Annotated in this window: 20 protein-coding genes; 15 read left to right on the top strand and 5 right to left on the bottom strand. The window is 39.7% G+C overall.

Annotated features, from left to right (window positions below; all coding sequences use genetic code 11):
• Positions 1-8: 8 nt before the first annotated feature.
• From KUV80_RS10325 to KUV80_RS10315, 3 genes are read right to left on the bottom strand one after another with little or no spacing between them, the layout of a single operon-like run.
• The gene (locus KUV80_RS10325) at positions 9-1,796 is read right to left on the bottom strand and encodes a hypothetical protein (protein WP_222462628.1); all 1,788 of its coding nucleotides are present in this window, start codon (positions 1,794-1,796) and stop codon (positions 9-11) included.
• Between the two features lies 1 nt (position 1,797).
• A complete protein-coding gene (locus tag KUV80_RS10320) occupies positions 1,798-2,271 on the bottom strand; it encodes a prepilin-type N-terminal cleavage/methylation domain-containing protein (protein WP_222462627.1) in 474 nt (157 codons plus the stop codon).
• Positions 2,261-2,689: a type IV pilus modification PilV family protein gene (locus KUV80_RS10315; RefSeq protein WP_222462626.1), complete on the bottom strand. Its 429-nt coding sequence runs from the start codon at positions 2,687-2,689 to the stop codon at positions 2,261-2,263. The genes KUV80_RS10320 and KUV80_RS10315 overlap by 11 nt, the downstream gene beginning before the upstream one ends.
• 166 nt (positions 2,690-2,855) lie before the next feature.
• Here KUV80_RS10315 and KUV80_RS10310 point away from each other — a divergent pair, with 166 nt between their 5' ends.
• From KUV80_RS10310 to KUV80_RS10265, 10 genes are all read left to right on the top strand, one after another.
• Positions 2,856-3,977 (top strand): hypothetical protein, encoded by a 1,122-nt coding sequence (locus KUV80_RS10310; RefSeq protein WP_222462625.1) that lies wholly within the window; start codon positions 2,856-2,858, stop codon positions 3,975-3,977.
• Positions 3,978-3,998: 21 nt separating this feature from the next.
• Positions 3,999-4,832, top strand: coding sequence for a PRC-barrel domain-containing protein (locus KUV80_RS10305; protein ID WP_222462624.1), 834 nt, complete (start codon positions 3,999-4,001; stop codon positions 4,830-4,832).
• Between the two features lie 12 nt (positions 4,833-4,844).
• Complete coding sequence (locus KUV80_RS10300; protein WP_222462623.1) at positions 4,845-6,239, top strand: VanW family protein; 1,395 nt, start codon at positions 4,845-4,847, stop codon at positions 6,237-6,239.
• Positions 6,236-7,900, top strand: a complete 1,665-nt coding sequence (locus tag KUV80_RS10295) for a GspE/PulE family protein (protein ID WP_222462622.1) — start codon at positions 6,236-6,238, stop codon at positions 7,898-7,900. Before KUV80_RS10300 ends, KUV80_RS10295 begins: the two co-directional genes overlap by 4 nt.
• Positions 7,901-7,908: 8 nt before the next feature.
• Positions 7,909-8,949 (top strand): type IV pilus twitching motility protein PilT, encoded by a 1,041-nt coding sequence (locus tag KUV80_RS10290; protein ID WP_222462621.1) that lies wholly within the window; start codon positions 7,909-7,911, stop codon positions 8,947-8,949.
• Between the two features lies 1 nt (position 8,950).
• Complete coding sequence (locus tag KUV80_RS10285; RefSeq protein ID WP_222462620.1) at positions 8,951-10,159, top strand: type II secretion system F family protein; 1,209 nt, start codon at positions 8,951-8,953, stop codon at positions 10,157-10,159.
• A gap of 39 nt (positions 10,160-10,198) precedes the next feature.
• The gene (locus KUV80_RS10280; protein WP_222462619.1) at positions 10,199-10,642 is read left to right on the top strand and encodes a type II secretion system protein; all 444 of its coding nucleotides are present in this window, start codon (positions 10,199-10,201) and stop codon (positions 10,640-10,642) included.
• Between the two features lie 192 nt (positions 10,643-10,834).
• Positions 10,835-11,815, top strand: a complete 981-nt coding sequence (gene pilM, locus KUV80_RS10275) for a type IV pilus biogenesis protein PilM (protein ID WP_222462618.1) — start codon at positions 10,835-10,837, stop codon at positions 11,813-11,815.
• Positions 11,812-12,426 (top strand): PilN domain-containing protein, encoded by a 615-nt coding sequence (locus KUV80_RS10270; protein ID WP_222462617.1) that lies wholly within the window; start codon positions 11,812-11,814, stop codon positions 12,424-12,426. The genes pilM and KUV80_RS10270 overlap by 4 nt, the downstream gene beginning before the upstream one ends.
• Positions 12,413-13,198 carry a hypothetical protein gene (locus KUV80_RS10265; protein WP_222462616.1) on the top strand — a complete coding sequence of 262 codons (786 nt, stop codon included), beginning with the start codon at positions 12,413-12,415 and terminating at the stop codon, positions 13,196-13,198. Before KUV80_RS10270 ends, KUV80_RS10265 begins: the two co-directional genes overlap by 14 nt.
• 38 nt (positions 13,199-13,236) lie before the next feature.
• Here KUV80_RS10265 and KUV80_RS10260 read toward each other — a convergent pair whose 3' ends face one another.
• Positions 13,237-15,144 carry an acyltransferase family protein gene (locus KUV80_RS10260; RefSeq protein ID WP_222462615.1) on the bottom strand — a complete coding sequence of 636 codons (1,908 nt, stop codon included), beginning with the start codon at positions 15,142-15,144 and terminating at the stop codon, positions 13,237-13,239.
• Positions 15,145-15,383: 239 nt separating this feature from the next.
• On the opposite strand from KUV80_RS10260, the gene flaG reads away from it, so the two are divergent.
• Genes flaG through KUV80_RS10240 form a run of 4 tightly spaced genes read left to right on the top strand, consistent with a single transcriptional unit; the run spans position 15,384 to position 17,995 of the window.
• Positions 15,384-15,722, top strand: coding sequence for a flagellar protein FlaG (gene flaG / locus KUV80_RS10255; RefSeq protein WP_338083484.1), 339 nt, complete (start codon positions 15,384-15,386; stop codon positions 15,720-15,722).
• Positions 15,723-15,743: 21 nt separating this feature from the next.
• A complete protein-coding gene (locus KUV80_RS10250; RefSeq protein WP_222463139.1) occupies positions 15,744-17,213 on the top strand; it encodes a flagellar hook-associated protein 2 in 1,470 nt (489 codons plus the stop codon).
• Between the two features lie 30 nt (positions 17,214-17,243).
• Complete coding sequence (gene fliS / locus KUV80_RS10245) at positions 17,244-17,645, top strand: flagellar export chaperone FliS (RefSeq protein ID WP_222462613.1); 402 nt, start codon at positions 17,244-17,246, stop codon at positions 17,643-17,645.
• Positions 17,585-17,995: a hypothetical protein gene (locus KUV80_RS10240; protein WP_222462612.1), complete on the top strand. Its 411-nt coding sequence runs from the start codon at positions 17,585-17,587 to the stop codon at positions 17,993-17,995. The genes fliS and KUV80_RS10240 overlap by 61 nt, the downstream gene beginning before the upstream one ends.
• A 151-nt stretch (positions 17,996-18,146) precedes the next feature.
• Here KUV80_RS10240 and KUV80_RS10235 read toward each other — a convergent pair whose 3' ends face one another.
• Positions 18,147-18,419, bottom strand: a complete 273-nt coding sequence (locus KUV80_RS10235) for a YqhV family protein (protein ID WP_338083483.1) — start codon at positions 18,417-18,419, stop codon at positions 18,147-18,149.
• A gap of 191 nt (positions 18,420-18,610) precedes the next feature.
• Here KUV80_RS10235 and KUV80_RS10230 point away from each other — a divergent pair, with 191 nt between their 5' ends.
• The gene (locus tag KUV80_RS10230) at positions 18,611-19,813 is read left to right on the top strand and encodes a DUF819 domain-containing protein (protein WP_222462611.1); all 1,203 of its coding nucleotides are present in this window, start codon (positions 18,611-18,613) and stop codon (positions 19,811-19,813) included.
• Positions 19,814-19,914: the final 101 nt, after the last annotated feature.

The raw sequence follows: 19,914 nt of genomic DNA, 5'->3' as shown, positions 1-19,914 counted from the left end.
TCTCATTATTATTGAATTTTGCGATCTACTTGTGTTACAGATAAGTCTTTTACGGTTGGTAATCCTTCAGGCGGATTCTTGATAAGTTCTGGGTTATAAATGATTTTTAAGCGAGACTTGTCAGGTGAGATCTGAGTTTGGTTTAATTCAAAAATATATGTTCCATTTCCTCTTTCATCGCCATCTCCTATAGCATATCTAACTTTTCCCCTTGTTGCGTTCAGCACCACTTTTCTCCCGAATACGCCACCTTGTATTTCTACATTTGACCCAACACCGTAGATTTCCATTAGGTCTTCTGAATAAAAGAAACCACGAATGATGTTAGGGTCGTCTCCGAACACATTATTGTTTGCGATTAAAATGGATTCTTTTCCGAACAATACAAGTGACTTTTCGATATGATTTGGATCCATTATGCCCTGTAATCTGGAAAAGCGAATGGTCGTCTGACCGGTTACATAGATCGTGGAATTAAACTTTATATTCGCTCCCCAAATGGTAAGGTCTCCATCAACAAAGATCGGACCATCTATTTCAAACTTGTCATAGTTATTAAAGTTGTAATGATTGGTACTTGGATTACCGATGATAACATCACCGCCAAAGTAAGCTCCCTGTTTGAATGTCAGCTGGCTCCATTCGTCTTTTCCGCTTCTAATCATAATGTCACGATCTTCTGAGTACGTTTTTGAGCTAAGTCTATTAAATGTAAAACTCCCATTAAATTTAATGTCATTGTTTGAGTTTACATATACATTCTCGTTTTCATATCTGTTCTTTATATTTTCTTTATGTGGAATGTTGTTAAAATTACTGTCATGTACTTCTGTTACAGGAAAAGAGTTGCCATGATCCGGAAAGTAATAATGGCTCCTTTGGCCTTCAATATGAATCGGTGAAAACTGAGGTGAACGAGAATCTACAATAGGTACGTATTCTTTGTTTGCTGCCGTATATGCAGTAAAGGCTGAGCTGACATTTTGTTTATTAATACTCTGATACGAACTGAAGTTGGTTTCTTTTATATGATCACTATATTTCCGGTCGCTATTTAATTTATAAAGGTTTCCCGGAAGGATGAGATGTGCTTTTTTACCATTTTCTCCTTCCACACTTGGCAGGTCTGATGTTACCCAATTTTTATCTGCTCCAACGATTCCTTTGTTTTTTGTAATTAAGTTTCTCTCTACATACAAATCACCTTTTATCGCTACTCCTCCATGCAAAAACATATTTCCATCATCATCTTTCGTATTGCAGTTGTTTGTTCCTTTACAAGGGTTGTAGGCACCAAGGGCATATTTCAATGCATCAGGCACTTGCTTGGCTCCAAGACGGATGGTAGATGTGAGTATTTTCTTTTTACCGTTAACTACGGCTTCGCTATGTATAATCATCGTCTGGGATAAGTCTTCTGGGTCTGAAGTCAGCTTTTTACGATCATAGACTTTAACTTTCAGAACACCATCGTCGGCTGGTAGTGCGGAATGGGGCAAGAAAGCGGCATTCGCGCTATTTACTTCATATTTTTGCAAGATGTTTGTTAAGGCATCTTCAAAGTCCTTCGCTGAAAGTCCTGCAAGTGCCTGTGTTTTTGTTTCAAGCAATACCGCTAAATAATCAATTCCTTTTTCTGCGAGCTCTACTGATTGGATTTGCGTTTCACGTGCATCTGTTTTTTTTACGCCGTTAAAGGTTGTGGTGACTAAGGAAAGTCCCGCTACAGTTAAAATGACAATCATGAGAAGAACGACAATTAACGTATTTCCTTTTTCAGAAAGAATGCGATTCATGTTATTCCTCCAGGAGTCCAAATTGACTTTGTAATGATAATGGCTTTGCCTTTTGATTGGTTTTGCTTTTTACGTTTAAAATGATTTTCACACTGTTCCCAATTTTTTGTATGGATGAATTCGTAAAATCAAAACCACTGGAACCAATCGATTGGCCGTTAATGATTGGTTCTTGGCCAACAAAACCAACCGTCGTATTATTTGCGGCATCTTTTTGATAGATGAGAAGACTTCCATTGCCCGGTGCAGCATCCTTTACTTTTGTCGCCGGTGCTGTGTAAAGGACATCAATGATTTGAGACATGACAAGGTCTGCTTCATCCCGAATTAATGTTTCTGTATATATTTTTTTTTCTGTATGTAACCCACTTAGTAAAACAAAATAGACAACCGTTCCGATAATAGAGAAAAGAACTAACGATAAGAGCGACTCTATTAAAGTAAATCCCTTTTCATTGAGCAGTTTAATTCGCATCTTTTATATACCCCTCAACTGCAGTACTTTTTATCTTTTGATTGTTCGTATATTGAATCGTTACTTTTACTGGAAATAGTTTAATGGATGACTCTTCACCTGATTGGTTTTTTACTTCTATTTTAATAGCGTACACCGTATTATTGACCATATTTTCATATAAATTTTGGCAGCTTGCTGTTTTACAGTCAGTCTTTGAGTAAACCTTTGGTGCAGGAGAGACCTCGAATGAAGCATAGTCATGCTGAACGCGTTCCAGCGTCATTCTTGCAAGGTTTGTAGCAACTAGTTTGCTATTGTTTCCAGCTGATATTTGGTTAGCTTGCATAAAAAATTGCGAGATTCCTATTACCGAAACGGAGAGGATCGTAAGGGATACAAGTACTTCAATTAATGAAAATCCTTTTTCTGATAGCATGGTTCACGCCCTCTATAAAATATAGTCTATATGACCTACAAATTTACTGAATTATCTATTATTATACAATATTCTTCAGAATTTTTTCTTGTATATGGATATTTTTTAGAAATTTTGTAGTATTATAGTAATTAAAAGAGGGATATGGAACAGGAGGAGAAAATTCTTGACACAAATTATCATACTGCTTGTTTTTACTTTACTTGTCAGTCCTTTATTGTATTTTTTTCCTTCAAGTATTCCTATGAAATTTAAATTAATTCTATTAGGGGTAGTGTTTTTGATAGCAACGGGTGGGTTGTTTCTATTAAATGTCTTATCCTATTGGACTTCAATAGCCACAATGATTGGTGTAGCTTTTATTATTTCTTACTTTGCTGAGAAGAGGTACGTTGCTAAAAAGGCTCAGGCACAAGAGAGAGCGGAAATTCTTCTTTCTTTTAAAAAGGAACCAAGAATTAGACCTGAGAGTAGATTGAGGATGGAGCAGCCTAGTGAAGTGGAAGCGGAAAGTGCTGCCACAGCAGAGAAAATACTAAACCAATCAAAAGAAAAAGTAGAGATTGAACAATATGAGGAGATACATTTGGAGGAATTAGAAATAAACGAGGAAAAGGTTCAGGAAGATGAACTGCTTGTTGAGACAACAACCTCCTTAGAACCTTTCGAACCTTTAGCGCTTTCTCAAAAACCAATGGATTTATCAGAAGTAGAAATTTCAGAAGATGAATTTGCTTTTTTGACAAAAGATAGAGAGAGTTTGCTAGAAGATCTACCACACACGGATATACTGGAAAATCATCAAAACGATGAACGTTTAACAGATCGACATGATTGGTTTGATGATTTGGAGGACGTGAGCAAACATTCTGAACAAATGGAAGAGAATATAGAAAAAGGGTTAGAAGTTACAGCCGTTCATCCTGATAGTAATCAAGAAGAATGTATTGTACAGACTTTACTAGAACAAGAAGTGAGAGTGTCGGATTTGATTGGTAAAGATGACTATCCGGACATGGACACCGATGTTCAATATATGTTTTTGAACACTCTGGAGTTATATTATCAGGAAAGAGATTATCCATCTTATCAAGCGATGCTGGAGTCTATACTCAGTCAACCATTGTCAGACAGGGATTATTATTTGTTTGCCAAGCTTTTAGTAGATTTTTATATATCCACAAACTATGTATTTAAAGCAACTGAATTGCTACTTGAAATGAAAAATAGATTAAAAGGGTATTCGGTGATTTCTGAGGAGATTCATGATTACTTAACGAGCTTCTAAAATATAAGGTGGGTGAGTGGTTTGAAAAAAAGCAATGATTTTATCGGATTGCCAATTATATGTATTCAGGATGGTACAGAGGCTGGACGTGTGAAGTCGTTAGTGGTGAACTCGAAGCAAGGCATTGTTGATTTTTTAATCGTGGAACAAGAAGATTGGGAACTTCGTATACGAGCAGTACCCTTTGAAAAAGTTGTTAGTGTTGGTGAATTTGCCGTAATGATTGAAGACCGCTATTCAATTGTAGACCTAACCGAGATACCCATTGCGAACCAACTTACTCAAAAAAAATTGAACGCAACTGGTTCCAAGTTAATTGATACAAAAGGACAACTAATCGGTGAAGCGAAAGAGTATTTTATTGACGAAAAGGACGGTTCTATCATTGGAATCGAAATAGCTCTTCAGTCAAATGTAGTCGTTTTTGCAGCCGATCAAGTTATTACCTATGGACGTGATCTTATCGTGAATGAAGAAGCGGGATTAAGTTTCTATCAGAAGGTAGAGTCCATAAAATCAAGGAAACCTATAGTAAAAGAAGATAGCAATTCGGATACAAAGGATCTAGAACCTAAAACCCAACGGAAACTTGAAGAGATCCCTATAAAAAAAATGGAAGAAAATCAAAAGGAACATATAGACGTAAATGTAAATTCAGCAGCAACACCAAAGGATCTCATAAAAGAGAGACAATTAAAACTACTGACAGGCAAAACGACAACGAAAGATATTTACGAGAAAGATGGCAACCTTTTGTTTCCCAACGGCACAACATTGAGGATAGATGATGTTCAAAAGGCACAAGAGAAAGGACCTGCCATCTTAGCGGAACTTTCTATGAATGTTGTAGGATAAGAGCGATTATTGATGGCTAAAAGAGAATTTAACCCTAAAAGCTTCTTCTTAATCTTTGTTACCATCAGTCTTTCAACACTTTTTCTGTTTTTTAGCAGTATTTACGCAACAGAGGTATATTCTAACATTTTTGAAGAAGAAACATTCGGTAATGAGGTTAAGATTGGCTCTATCTCTATTGAACATCTAACGAAAAATGAAGCAATTGCCGTTGTGAATAAAAAAGTGTCAAACTGGAAAAAAGATGCCCCTGTTTATCTTGTTTACAACGATATAAGAGTTCTGGTTAATCCTGATGCATGGGTGTTTCAAGTGGAAGACAGTATTGAACGTGCTTCCACAACTTCTAATAAACTCCTAGTACATTTGAACAAAGAGCTTGTGACAGCTGCCATTGCTCAATTGAATGTTACGGGCCTTAATGAATTGTTAAATGAAGAGATGTTATTCGCGCATTTGAAGCAAGTAGGTGAAAATCTTCAATTAAACAATCAAGTTGAAATGAATCAATTTCTGTCTACTTTTGGCCAATCGGAGGAAGTTGTAAGTGAAAGAACGGTCAAACTGCCAGGTGAGCATCTCTTATTGGAAGATTGGATCAAGGGTCTGGATGGTTTTGTAGTAAAGCCAGGGGGAACTTTTTCTCTCATACACGCCATTGAAGAGGTAAGTCAGACCGCTCAAGATTCCATTGATTTAAATATATTAGCAAGTGCGATATATACTGCCGTTCAAAACACAAATTTTACGATTATAGAACGGCATACCTCCAGAGAAGTTCCTGAGTACACGAGTCTGGGTTATGAGGCTTTCGTTAAGCCAGCTGATAAAGATTTTGTCTTTCAGAATCCTAATGCGACTTCATACAAACTAAGTTTCTTGATTTCTGACAATCAACTGGTCGTTTCCGTAATAGGTGTTCCTTTTCCTTATACCTATAAAATGAAGATGGACAAGCAAGTGTTTAAACCAAAAACGATTATTCACTTTAATGATCAGCTAGCAGATATTTCTAGCTCTGTTGTAGTAAATGGTGGAAGTGAAGGGTTTTTAGGGACGGTATACCGCGAATCTTACGGATTAAAGGGTGAAATGGTTGATTCAGTTAAATTAGCAGAAGACTTTTATCCACCTAAGCACCGTATTGAGGAAAGAGGCTATCCGAGAGAAGAAGTGGAGCAGACTGTGAATCCGACTATTCCTGGTACTACACCAGATGTGCCTCCAATCTATCCAGGTTATGGATACCCTTACCCTGGATTTCCCAATATGCCTGTACTTCCAGGTATTCCTGGAACGGAAGCAATACAGGATACACCTGATAACGGTAACTCAGAAGAAAATCGTGAAAAAGAAAGTAAACTGCCTGCTAACGGCGGTAAGGAGAACGGTGGTGAAGCCGAATGATCGTTCATAAAAAACGTCTTGGAGATTTGCTTGTTGAGTCAGGTCTTATAACGGAAGAATTGCTTCTTCAATCCTTAAAAGAAAAAGGTGAAATGCAAAAGCTCGGGGATGCTCTTATTGAAAAAGGCTATCTCACTGAACAGCAGCTAATAGAGGTGCTGGAGTTTCAGCTTGGTATTCCACACATTAGTTTGTACCGTTATCCAATTGACGAACAGGCGGTTTCCATCGTTCCTAGGGAATTTGCAAGACGAAACTTCCTTATTCCTATTAAAAAAGATGGAGATAAACTTTTGGTAGCGATGGCGGATCCGATGGACTTTATGATCATAGAGGATCTTCGGCTAACGACAGGATTTCAGATTGAACGAGCGATTGCTGCAAAGGATGACATTCTTCGAGCTCAAAATAAATACTACGAAGTTGATGATTCCATACAGGAATTCCTTGAATTTCTTCCGCAAGGTTCTTCACTCAATGATGATAGCCGCATTACAGAAGAAAATTCGCCAATTGTTAAGCTCGTCAACCAGATTATACAGCAAGGTATTCAACAAAAAGCGAGTGACATTCATTTTGATCCACAAGAAACGAAGCTTGTTGTTCGATACCGGATTGATGGCATGTTAAAAACAGAACGCAGCCTGCCAAAGCATATGCAGAACATGCTGACAGCTCGGATTAAAATTATGGCCAACTTAAACATTACAGAAAACCGGCTTCCACAAGATGGCCGAATTAAGATTAACTTGGACATGCACCCTGTAGACCTTCGAATTTCCACTCTGCCAGCCATTTATGGAGAGAAAATTGTTTTAAGGATTTTAGATTTAGGCAGTACGCTTAATAACCTTGATCACTTAGGATTTAACAAACTAAATCTGCAACGGTTTTCTAAACTCATCAAGCAGCCGAACGGCATCATTCTAATCACTGGACCTACGGGTTCTGGAAAATCATCCACTTTATACTCAACATTAAATAAACTTAACCATGAAGAAGTGAACATTGTAACAATTGAAGATCCAGTAGAGTATCAACTTGCTGGAATTAATCAAATTCAAGTCAATTCTGCTGTAGGCCTTACCTTTGCCAGTGGCCTTAGGTCCATTCTTAGGCAAGATCCTGATATTGTGATGGTCGGTGAGATCCGAGATACAGAAACCGCAGAAATCGCAGTACGTGCTTCGTTAACGGGGCATCTAGTATTAAGTACGATACATACAAACGATTCAATAGGAACCATTGCCCGATTAACAGACATGGGCGTAGAGCCGTTTCTTGTGGCAGCCTCACTGTCAGGCGTGGTTGCACAAAGACTTGTTCGTAAGGTATGTCGGGATTGTAAGCAGACTTTCCATGCTACGGAGCGTGAAAAAGAAATCTTTTCAAAACGTGGAATTTCCATTGATGTTGTCAACCGCGGCAAGGGATGTGGCACGTGCAACATGACCGGTTATAAAGGACGTTTAGCTGTCCATGAGGTACTAGTGGTAGACGAGCATATTCGAAAGCTAATTATGAACAACAGACCGATTATCGAACTGCGGGATTACGCGATGAAAAATGGCACGATCTTTTTAATTGATGATGGACTGCTTAAAGTAAAAAAAGGATTAACAACGACTGAAGAGGTCTTGCGCGTAGCAATAAGTGAGTAGGTGCTGACATGAAAGAACAATTAGAACAGTGGCTTAAAGCGGCTTTTGCATTAAAAGCCTCGGATGTTCACCTATCTGTAGGAATGCCTCCCGTCTTTCGTATTAATGGGGGATTAAAAAGGTATGGAAGCGAACCGTTAAAGCCTGAAGAAACTCTCGCGATCGCAAAGAATGTAATTGAAGAAAAACATTTTCCTGTTTTTGAAGAAATGGGCGAAATCGACTTATCATATGGCATACAAGGATTATCAAGATTTCGTGTCAATGCTTATCGTCAACGTTCGTGCGTCAGTCTTGCTTTCCGAGTCATTCCTACGGTGATCCCCAGTTTGGAGGAGCTCTCATTGCCTGAAACCATTAGGAAAATGGCGATGAAACAGCAAGGGATGGTTCTTGTTACAGGCCCAACTGGAAGCGGAAAGTCGACGACACTCGCCTCGATGATCGATTATATGAACCGAACGATGAGTCGGCATATTATTACGCTAGAGGACCCGATCGAGTATTTACACCGTCATCAAACGTGCGTCATTGATCAGCGTGAAATTGGTTTTGACACCAATACCTTTTCGAACGGATTGCGCGCTGCGCTAAGGCAAGATCCGGATGTCATATTGTTAGGTGAGATGCGGGATTTAGAAACGATTGCAACGGCCATTACGGCAGCAGAAACGGGTCATCTTGTGTTGGGAACGCTTCATACAACGAACGCACCTTCTACCATTGACAGAATTGTAGATGTATTTCCTCCAGAACAACAAGGGCAGATACGCACTCAGCTAGCCTCTGTTTTAGTCGGAGTTTTATCTCAAAGACTTTTACCGAACGTAAATGGAAATGGCCGAAAAGCGATTACGGAGGTCCTTGTCAATACACCTGCTGTCGCAAACTTGATACGAAACGAAAAAAATCATCAGCTGCACAGTGTGATGCAGACGAGTAAGAACGCGGGTATGCACACGTTTGAAATGTCGGCGAAAGATGTTCTTGATCGAAAAGAAGTTTCAAAAGAGTATGTAGAACCATATCTCCTGGAGAAGGGGGGATAGGATGGCACAATTTAGTTATGTGGGCCGCGATAAGAGCGGAAAGAAACGAACGGGTTCCATTCTGGGGCTATCCAAACGCGAAGCGGTCATGAAATTGAAAGAAAAAGGCATTGCGGTCATGGATGTCCAGGAAGTAAAGCAATCCTTCTTAAACAAAGAGATTTCGTTCGGTAAACAAGTGAAATCACAGCCGTTTGCCATCTTTTTAAGACAGTTTGCAACGTTGCTGCGAGCGGGAGTTTCCGTAGTGGATGCTACCAACATTCTATCTGCACAAACAGAAAGCAAAATCTTAAAAAAGGTGCTAGCCGACGTCGAAGAGGAGTTGAGACAAGGAAATCCTTTGTCTATTGCAATGAGCAAGCACCGTGCTGTGTTTCCCCCAATGGTTATTAATATGGCAGCAGCGGGTGAAGCGAGCGGGGGTCTTGATGAAACGCTTGATCAATTGGCCACTTATTATGAAAAACAGCACTACACGAAACAAAAAATCGTTTCAGCCATGATGTATCCCATGATTGTTGGGGTTGTTGCCGTATTCGTTGTTATTTTCCTGCTAGCAAAGGTTGTCCCTACTTTTGCTGCAATGCTGCAAGATGCAGGAGGAGAGTTGCCAGGAATCACTTTGTTTGTTTTAGGAGCCAGTGATTTTGTACAAAAATTCTGGTGGTTACTTAGTTTACTTGCCATTTTAACTATTATAGGAATCTACTTTATCCGCAGAAATAAATCCAGTAAGTACTATTTTGATTATGTTGTTTTAAAAGTACCCGTGTTTGGAAAACTGCTTCAAAAATCAGCTCTAGCGAGAATGACAAGAACACTGAGTTCACTCTTCTCCAGTTCTGTGCCAATCCTACAAGCGCTGTCAATCGTTGAGAAAGTGGTCGAGAATGAAGTTGTGGCAAAAGTAATCCGGGAATCCAGGGATGCACTTGAAACAGGTCAGCGTTTAACCGAGCCTATGAAAAAGCATTGGATTTTTCCTCCACTCGTAACGCAAATGATTTCCATTGGTGAAGAGACAGGTTCCTTGGATGAAATGCTTGCCAAGGTGGCTGATTTTTATGAAAAAGAAGTTGAAACCGGAACGGACAGGCTAAAATCTTTAATCGAGCCATTAATGATCGTTTTCCTTGCATCAATAGTAGGAACAATCGTCATTTCGATTATCGTGCCCATGTTTGAAGTCTATAAAACGATTGGGTAACAGCATTTATATTAAATTAACCGATAAAGGGGATTTATCATGTTAAACCTACTAAAAAAGCATTTAAAGAATGAAAAAGGATTAACGTTAATAGAATTGCTTGTTGTAATCGTAATTTTAGGTATTATCTCAGCGATTGCAGTAGTAGCTGTTGGAGGAGTTTTAGACAATTCCAAAAAAGATGCTCATATTGCTAATGCTGAACAAATGATTAATGCGGCTAGAATGGCTGTGATATCGGAAAATAACACGAGTGGTGCTACATATACAATGGAAAAACTAATTGAGTTAGGACATTTAGAGTCAAAGCCCTCAGATCCAAGTAGTACAGGCTATGATGGAGCAAATAGCGTTGTAGTTGTTTCAAAAGGAACGAATACCGGAAACCTAACATATAGTGTCACGTTAGCTCAAAGTGCAACTAAGAAATATATAACTAGCCAATCCAAGCCTACAAGAAATAATGTAACTCTAAATCCTTAAACTACAATTAATCCCAATTTCCCAAATAGGCTGTATCACTATAATTCTCTTTTTATTGTTGTCTACAGCCTTCTTTTCACGATTTCATCTCTTACATGGTGAAATGGTCAAAGGAATTACTAGGTTCGGATTTTCTTTTGCTAGAGTTTGATGTTTAACCAGAAGTGCAATCATGGTCAGGGGTGTATGGGAATGAGATTTCGTTTAGGGCTATTCAACAAAAGAAGAATCAACTTAATTATTCAGGATCATGTCATTCGTTATCTTGATTTGCGGCAGCCCGAGTTGTTAGAAGTTAAAAGCTCCGGTGAACGTTATCTGCCAGAAGGCATCATACAGGATGGCGTAATCATGGACCGTGAAACGCTCCTTCTCCTATTAGAAGAATGCGTGAACGACTGGGGAATTAAGGGACGAGAGGTTCAATTCCTCATTCCGGACAGCAAGCTGGTTATCCGAAAACAACAAATTCCAGTTGATCATATGGATGATGAAATAAAGGGATATTTATATATGGAGCTGGGGAGGACAATTCACCTTCCCTTTGAAGATCCCGTATTTGACTATGTTTTACTTGAGAAAGATATCGAGAGAAGAGAAATCCTTTTATTTGCTGCCTCAGAACAAATGGTTACCGAATATTCTGCCTTAATGGAAGATGCGAAACTAAAGCCAGTGGCTGCAGATGCTTCCTGCGTAGCCCTGTATCGGTTGATTTATGTAAACCGTCTTGTATCAGAAGAAGACCATGTTCTTTGTTTGCAGTTCGATATTCCTTCTTTGCAGCTTAGTATTTTTCATCATCATAAACCGCAGTTCTTTAACTATTTAAAAATTAATACCGATATGAAAAATTGGAATATCAACATGCATTCGAGTGGAGTACAACGTGTGAAATGGCATGGTGATTCTGAATTTATTCACGGCATCATTGAAGACAAGCTTGTTGAAATCGAACGCATTATTAACTATTACAAGTTTTCGATGAATAATGGACAGCAAGGGATTACAAAAGTGGTTGTGACTGGTGAATTCCCTGAACTTTCTCATATTCAGGATCGACTTCAATCCATGTTGAATATTCCTGTTAATGTGCTCGATCAATCCGATTACGCGTTACCCTCACAATTTGGTGTTGTACTTGGCTTAGGATTAAAAGAGGCGGGGCTATGATGTTAGTTGACATTAACTTACTACCTCAAAAAAAGGCAAATTCGTTTAAAACGATGATATTATTAATCGTGTCTATTGCTATATTTTTAGGTTATGCCACTTGGCTCGCTCTCAATTATTATGTAAGCACAAGTACCCTTGAGCAAAAAGAAAAAATATTGCAGCAAGAGAAGCTGCTTGTGCAGGCACAAGTAAACAAGCAGAAACAGGCAGAATTGGGTATTGAAACTAAACCTCTTATTGAGAAGATTGAGTATGTTCGTGCAAAAGAAATTGCAGCTGTCGAACTGTTGCAGCATCTAGTAGCACTGTTGCCTGAAAGAGGTTTCTTCATGAAATACGAGTATCGGGACAAGTCATCTATTATCATTGAGGCACAGTTTGACACATTGGCTGATACATCACACTATCTTCATGAACTTACAAATTCACCTTATTTAACACAAGCTTTCATTGAAAAAATGGAAACATCCAACTTTCAAGAGCTAGAGGAAGGTAAGGATGTAACTGCTTATGAAAATATTCTGCCTAGATACCGCAGTCAATATAAAATTGCATTTCATAAAGATAAATTACAAGCGTTGATAGGTGAAGATAATGAGGGAGAATAGAAAACTTCTTACCTACATTGCTCTTAGTTTGCTGCTTTTATTATCGGTTGGTGGTATATACGGATATCTTGCAATCCTTTCTCCTATGCATAACAGCATAGTCGCGGTTGATTCTGAAATTCAACAACTAAGAACCTATTTAGAAAAGTCGGGTTCATTTGTAGAGGAAGTTTCGCCAATGAATCAAAATACGTTTTTATTTCAAGAAGAGGTTCCTGTTAAACCATTAATCGATCAATTGATGCTTCAATTCGAAAAAGCAGAAGTTTTATCGGACAGTTTAATTTTAACCATGCAGTTCAGCGATGGAGAAGTGAAGGATGAGGAAGAACTAGCAGCAGATGGGGTTAGTAATGAGGAATCCGATCAAATAGAAAGTCAGCCTGCCCCTTCCGCTCAGGATGCAACAAGTCAATCAAAAACGACTGTTTCTGATAATAAAGTGATCGTAACACCTGAAACATTACCTGATGGCGTAAAAAAAATAACCGCTGAACTATCAGTAGTGTCCAAAGATTATAATGGACTGATAAATTTTTTAACATCTATCCAAAAAATGAAGCGTGTTACAGTTATTGAGGCAATAACATTTACTGGTCTAGATGAAATTGAGATGGCCTCTGCAGAAGTGACTCCTGACCAGTTAAAATATGAAGTTACAATTGCAGCGTACTATTTACCGGAGCTTACTGACTACTTAAAAGACCTGCCACGAGGAGAATTTCCTGCACCAGAGGGCAAAGAAAATCCTCTTATTACGGAAGAGGAATAAAAAAGAGCCAACCACCTTTTTGAGGTGATTGGCTTCTTTTATTTGATATGGTGAAGTAAGAAATTAGCGTATGCCTCCGCGCCTGTAAGCGTTAGATGCACGCCATCGTTTCCAATGTATTCCGGATGTGATTCACTTTTTGAGAACCAATCGACCACGGTTACGTTTTTATAATGGGCTGCAACGCTTTTGATGGTATCATTGACTTCTCGTTCCCAAGGCTTTGGTACTCGGGTTGTGATGAAATAGATTTCCCGCTCTGTTCCAATTTCCTCAATGAAAGATTCTAGTTTTTCATCAGATAATGGCCCGTTTGCGCCGAGCTCAATCACAACGATTTCCCCAAGCTCTCCAGCGTTTTTCTTTTGCCGAACGATTTCCTCTCCTTCTCGAAATTGACGGCCGATTTTCGCATCCACCTCCACTTTCGAGAACGCTTTTTCAAGGTGAGGTGTGACGTCTATCATGACGGAATCCCCAATCACGGTTACTGCCCGTGTTTCTTTGACAGGCGGTTTTTCCTGCTTGGGTTCTTCTACTTGTGAAGGGGGAGCAGGCACAGGTTCTTCTTTTGTCGCATTCTCAACAGGTGGTTCCTCTTTTCCTACCTTTTCTTGTATCACATTCAGCACGTTTCCTTTACTGAGTGCGATAGATGTTGTCGTAAATCCAATCGTTGAGATCGCCAGCAAGATGCCTAAAATGCCTGCTGCGGTAACAAACCTTCCAACAAAAGATTTTTCGCGTCTCCATTCTCCATGTTTGACCAGTTTACAAAATTTCGAAAGAGCGCCTTTTCGAATCGGGTTCTCAATAAACGTCCATGAAAGACTGGCAAGCACAACGATCAATAAAAGTTGAACCGATGTTTGAGCAATGCTAGGTTCAGCTGCTCCCCATTGCGGGCTAGAAAGAACGATGACTGGAAAATGCCACAGGTAGATACCGTATGACCGAATCCCGATCCAGCGTAACGGCTTGAAGCTTAACCACTTGTTCATTTTGCTGGAAGGGTGAACGATTACAGCGACCACAAGGAGTGAAGCAACGGACATCGCAACCATACCACCTTGATAAAGAAAGTCTTGATATTGGTCCGTTTTCCAAAACATATAAAAAATGAAAGCCAGTGCAAACACGCCAACAAAATCTAACTTCCACCGTATTTCAGGCGGGAGATGGCTTGATAGTTTTCGACTTGGCCAGATTACGGCAAGGCTTGCTCCGAGTAGCAGTGAGAAAACCCGTGTATCGGTTCCGTAATAGACGCGGCTTGGATCAGTTCCCGGCTCATACAATACAGCCATGCCCAGCGCTGAAACTATTGCTGTTAAAAGAATAATCGTAAAAAGTAATCCTTCTCGCACTTTTAATTTTAGAAACCCAATCATGAGTAAGGGCCATAGGATATAAAACTGTTCCTCCACGGCTAGTGACCAAAAGTGGGTGAGGAGGGATTGCGGTCCAAAACTCTCAAAATAAGATAAGTCTTGAAAGATGTACCACCAATTGCTGACGTACAAAAGGGCTGCAACGGTATCATCTTTAAGTTTCTCCAACATAGAAGGCTGAAAAATAGTGACCCATGTCACGACAACGAGAAGCATGGTGAACATGGCTGGAAGAAGTCTTCGTGCTCTGCGAATCCAAAAGTTTTTCAGATTAATAGAGTTGGTTGTTACGAACTCTGCAATCAGAAGATCGGTAATTAAGTATCCGGACAACACGAAAAATACGGTCACCCCTAATAATCCTCCAGCCGCCCATTCAAAGTTCAAATGATAGGCAATCACCGCAAGGACCGCAATGGCTCGTAATCCATCAAGTCCGGTTATGTATCTATTTTTTAAACGAGGTTGAGGTTGTGTAATGGCAGCTCTCCGGTCCACTCGATACTTTGTCGATTGGGCACGTTTCTTTTGATGTTCGTTATGTAAGTCTTTCATTATTGCCATAATCCTCTCGTAAGTATTATTTTAAAATTTCATTTTAGGTTAAGTAATAAATGATTTAAGGTAAATAATGTTATGTTATTTCATTTTTATTCTTCAACATGAACTATTTTACAATAAAAAACACAATGAATGAGTACAGTCATAAAATTGTAATAAAATTTATGTGATGCTCAACAATTAATGGAAGAATCCGATATAAGTCGTAGAGAAAAATTAAAGGGGCGATGAAGGTGGAACTACAAGCAATTAGTTCACCCACGATTCAAAGATCTGAGCCTGTGCTTAAAAGCCAAAACCAACAAGATAGTACTCCGCAAGCTGAAGCTCCAGTTTATGTAAAACCGACGAGAGAAAAATTAGAAAAAGTTATCGAAGCGATGAACGATATGCTTAAACCCGTACATACTTCTTCAAAATTTGTTCTTCATGAAAAATTGAATGATTATTACGTTCAGGTTGTCGATGAAGTGACACAAGAAATTGTAAAAGAGATACCTAATAGAAAGTTTCTTGATATGTATGCTGAAATGATTGATTTTATGGGTATTTTCGTAGATAAAAAAATTTAGGGACGGTGATGAACCGTGGTTATGAGAATCGGCGGATTAGCGAGTGGAATGGATATTGACACGCTTGTAGGAGATCTGATGAAAGCCGAGCGTATTCCATTAGACAAGCTGGCACAGAAAAAAACAACGTTAGAATGGCAGCGCGACGACTATCGTTCAATGAATAAATTGTTAAGCGACTTGGACAAGCAGATTTTTGATGGCATAGCCTTACAAGGAAAGTTTTCAACGAAGTCTGTAACAAGCTCCAACTCCAGTATTGTTTCAGCAAAAGCAAGTAGTAGTGCAGTAAATACAAATACAAGCATAGAGGTTTTAAATACTGCTACACCAGCCATGTGGGTTAGTGGAGGAACTGTTGCTGCTGGTTATACAGCTTCTGCAGATATAACACTTACGTTTAATGTAACATCTGGAGACGGCAAGACAACCTCTGCTCAAACGGTTGATATAAAAAATGGTGATAATTTAGACAAGATTGTATCACAGTTTAATTCTTCTGGGCTTGGTGTGACTGCGTTTTATGATGATCAAAAACAAAAGTTTGTAATAACAAAAAAAGATACTGGTGATAATGCTTCAATAACTGTTAATAATGATGCCGGTACGCAATCTTTTATGGTGGGATTAGGTTTTACAGATGCAGCAGTTAATGGAGAAATCACTACTACCGGAAAAACAAACGGCAAAGATGCTGATTTTAAAATTAATGGTTACCAGACGACCCGTTCTACTAACACCTTCGATATCAGCGGGGTAACGTACACTCTTCAGCAAGCAGGAACGGCTAATATTACGGTTGCAAATGATACGAATTCAACGTTTGACATGATTAAATCTTTTGTCGATAAATATAACGAAACGATCGAAGCAATTAATAAAAAAACAGCTGAAACAAAGTACCGTGATTTTCCTCCGTTAACAGATGCTCAGCGTAAGGACCTTTCTGAGAAGGAAGCCGAGCTGTGGGATGAGAAGGCGAAAAGCGGCATGCTGCGTGGAGATTCCATTCTTTTAAGCGGATTAAACGCAATGCGTTCCGACTTATACGCAAGTGTAAATACAGGTGATACTAATTACGATCAGCTTTCTGAGATTGGAATCACGACATCTCCAAACTATTTAGATAAAGGGAAACTCATACTTGATGAAACAAAACTCCGGGCAGCTCTAGCTGGCAATCCAGATGCAGTTATGAAGCTTTTCACAGGTGATGGCACTGAAAAAGGTGTGGCTAAAAAGCTTCGTGAAACCATTGATTCGACGGTTGATAAGATCGAACTTAAAGCTGGAAACGCTCTTCGTACGAACGCTCAGTTCACACTTGGCCGTGAGTTAACAGACGTCGATAAGCGAATTTCCGCTTTTGAAGATCGCTTGATACAAGTGGAGGACCGCTATTGGCGCCAGTTCCAAGCAATGGAAGCTGCCATTCAGCGATCGAATCAGCAAGGAGCATATTTAATGCAACAGTTTGGCGGCGGACAGTAATCTTTAAACCAAAAGGAGTGTTACCTTTACATGTCCATACTTAACGCGAATAAAGCGTACCAGAATAATTCAGTCCAAACGGCGTCACCTGGTGAGTTGACGCTCATGTTATACAACGGTTGTTTAAAATTTATCGGTCTTGCCCGTACGGCGATTGAGTTAAAAAATACAGAAGACAAGAATACGAATCTATTAAAAGCACAGAAGATCATTCAGGAATTAATGGTGACGCTGAACATGGATCTTGAAATTTCTAAATCTATGATGCAGATGTATGATTACATCAACCGTCGATTAATCGAGGCTAACATTCAAAGCGATGTTCAGATTTTGGATGAAGTGGAAGATTACGTGCTGGATTTTCGCAACACGTGGAAAGAAGTGATTCAGATCAACCGCCGCCAGCAGCATGGCGAAACGGGACGCGTGTAATGCCTGCGGTCAAGATCTTGCTCGAGATTACGAAAAATCTGTTTGATCATGTGATGGCCGGGTTGCCAAAAGAGGATCGTGAGCCGTATATAGAGCGATTAAATGAGCTTTTAGAACAGCGTCAGGCGATCATTGAAAAACTTCCTGGTACTTATTCGGAAGAAGAACAGCGGATGGGGAAGATGATCGTGAAGATGAACGAAACGATCGATCCCCTTTTAACTCGCCAGTTTGAGGAGATCAAGCATAACCTTTCCATCATGAAATTAAAAAAAGAAAAAAACACTCAATACGCCAACCCGTATCAAACGATGTCAGCAGACGGGATGTATTTTGATAAGAAGAAGTAAAGAAACCTTAGCCCATGTCAGCTAAGGTTTTTTTTCGTAGGTTTGTTGGAATTTGTCGGTTCGCGAGTATCATGCAATTCTCGTGAGATTAAGGTGTGTTTTCGTGAAATTATGGACCCAACTCGTGAGATTAAGTACGTTTTTCGTGAGATTACTTCTTAATCCCATACACAATACAGACGATGCCCAGCATGATCCATAACAAACTCGAAAAAGATAGCTTGGTTGACAATCCGTAGATGCCGATCGTCATGGTGGAAAAAAAGATAATAGGACCGACGATGGAAAGCAGGGAATTGATCACCAGTGCGCGTTCAACGGTATTAAAATGCAGCATGAAAAAAGCTGCAGTGATTTCGAGCATTCCAGAAAGAATTCGAATTGCGGCCATGCTTAGGACGACTTTTTCGAAAATGTTCAGCAACGTCCATTGCCTCCTTTAAACGGTTGTTTAAGATTCCTGCTTGTTTATTGCATTATATGTGGCCAAGCTTGAAATAGAAGTGAGAAAAAAGTTGCTATTATTCAAAACATTAGCAATAGAAGGACTTTACGTGGAATACTGATTTTTTCCTGTATACTTGTTGACTCAAGTATTTTTAAGGAGGAATAGGTATGTTTGCAACATCTAATGGACCGCTCATTCAAGAACCTATGGCGATTTTTGCTTACTTAGCAGCGCTTGTTGGGTTTGTTTTTGTTTTGGGTGAATCCAAAAATCGTGTTTTAAGCAAGTTTTTTCATTATGCGCCACCTTTGATCTGGACGTATTTTTTACCGATGATCTCAACGACTCTTGGAATCATTCCATCGAAGTCTGATTTATACAGTTTTGTGTCCGCTTACATTCTTCCAGTTGGATTGTTGTTACTGCTCTTATCCATTAATGTAAAAGCGACGCTGAAGCTTGGACCGAAAGCGATTTTGATGTTTTTGGCTGGGACGCTTGGGGTAATTGTCGGTGGACCGATTGCACTCGCGATCTTCCAGCCGTACTTGCCAGAAGACGCTTGGACTGGAGTAGCTGCGCTTGCAGGAAGCTGGATCGGCGGATCTGCTAACATGGCAGCACTCGTTGAAGCCGTTGATACACCAGAACACATTCTTTCTCCGATTATCGTGGTTGATACCGTGGTTGGGTACAGCTGGATGGGAATCATGATTGCACTTGCTGGGTATCAGGCTCGCTTTGACAAGTGGAACAAAGCGGATAACCGTATTATTGAAGAAGTGAACAAGCAGGTCGGTGAGTTAGAGGAAAAGAATTCTCGACCAATTGCTGTGCCTCAGCTTCTTGGAATTTTAGGTCTTGGTTTTGGTGTGGCGTTTATTGTTGGAAAGTTTTCTGAGAAACTTCCGCAGGGTGAAATCTTGAACGCGGCAACATGGACGATCATGATTATCTCAGCGATCGGTATCGTGCTTTCCTTTACAAAAGTTCGTGAGCTTGAAAACTATGGAGCGAGCAAGGTTGGTTATGCGGGTATCTATTTGCTGCTTGCGACGATTGGTGCAAAAGCGAACCTGATTTATGTTGTTGAAGCGCCCCAGTATATCCTTATGGGAATTGTGTGGCTTGCGATTCATATTCTTTTCTTGTTTATTGCGGCAAAAATGCTGCGGTCACCGATGTTCTTTGTAGCAGTTGGCTCACAAGGAAACATCGGTGGGACAAGCTCCGCTCCTGTAGTAGCGTCCGTGTTCCAGCCGGCATTAGCGCCAGTTGGTTTGCTGATGGGCTTGCTCGGAAACATCGTTGGTACGTATGCGGCAATCCTTTGTGCAAAACTTGCTCAAATGGTTTCGCAGATGTTTTAGCTACCTAACCGGTCTTAAATGGCCGGTTATTTTTTGTATAAGCTGTATTTTTATTCACTTATTACGCAACCGATTTTTCGACAAAACTTCTTATTTTTCGC

It is taken from the genome of Fictibacillus nanhaiensis, from assembly GCF_019801215.1.
Lineage (GTDB): Bacteria > Bacillota > Bacilli > Bacillales > Fictibacillaceae > Fictibacillus > Fictibacillus nanhaiensis_C.
Note: the sequence above shows the minus strand (reverse complement) of the source record. Positions and strands in the feature narration are given on the sequence as shown.

Excerpts from the sequence above, each read along its gene's own strand:
- KUV80_RS10290 (WP_222462621.1), top strand. The coding sequence starts at position 7,909 with ATGAAAGAACAATTAGAACAGTGGCTTAAAGCGGCTTTTGCATTAAAA.
- KUV80_RS10315 (WP_222462626.1), bottom strand. The coding sequence starts at position 2,689 with ATGCTATCAGAAAAAGGATTTTCATTAATTGAAGTACTTGTATCCCTT.
- KUV80_RS10250 (WP_222463139.1), top strand. The coding sequence starts at position 15,744 with ATGAGAATCGGCGGATTAGCGAGTGGAATGGATATTGACACGCTTGTA.
- fliS (WP_222462613.1), top strand. The coding sequence starts at position 17,244 with ATGTCCATACTTAACGCGAATAAAGCGTACCAGAATAATTCAGTCCAA.
- KUV80_RS10325 (WP_222462628.1), bottom strand. The coding sequence starts at position 1,796 with ATGAATCGCATTCTTTCTGAAAAAGGAAATACGTTAATTGTCGTTCTT.
- KUV80_RS10230 (WP_222462611.1), top strand. The coding sequence starts at position 18,611 with ATGTTTGCAACATCTAATGGACCGCTCATTCAAGAACCTATGGCGATT.
- KUV80_RS10285 (WP_222462620.1), top strand. The coding sequence starts at position 8,951 with ATGGCACAATTTAGTTATGTGGGCCGCGATAAGAGCGGAAAGAAACGA.
- KUV80_RS10300 (WP_222462623.1), top strand. The coding sequence starts at position 4,845 with ATGGCTAAAAGAGAATTTAACCCTAAAAGCTTCTTCTTAATCTTTGTT.
- KUV80_RS10280 (WP_222462619.1), top strand. The coding sequence starts at position 10,199 with ATGTTAAACCTACTAAAAAAGCATTTAAAGAATGAAAAAGGATTAACG.
- pilM (WP_222462618.1), top strand. The coding sequence starts at position 10,835 with ATGAGATTTCGTTTAGGGCTATTCAACAAAAGAAGAATCAACTTAATT.
- KUV80_RS10295 (WP_222462622.1), top strand. The coding sequence starts at position 6,236 with ATGATCGTTCATAAAAAACGTCTTGGAGATTTGCTTGTTGAGTCAGGT.
- KUV80_RS10265 (WP_222462616.1), top strand. The coding sequence starts at position 12,413 with ATGAGGGAGAATAGAAAACTTCTTACCTACATTGCTCTTAGTTTGCTG.
- KUV80_RS10260 (WP_222462615.1), bottom strand. The coding sequence starts at position 15,144 with ATGAAAGACTTACATAACGAACATCAAAAGAAACGTGCCCAATCGACA.
- KUV80_RS10270 (WP_222462617.1), top strand. The coding sequence starts at position 11,812 with ATGATGTTAGTTGACATTAACTTACTACCTCAAAAAAAGGCAAATTCG.
- KUV80_RS10320 (WP_222462627.1), bottom strand. The coding sequence starts at position 2,271 with ATGCGAATTAAACTGCTCAATGAAAAGGGATTTACTTTAATAGAGTCG.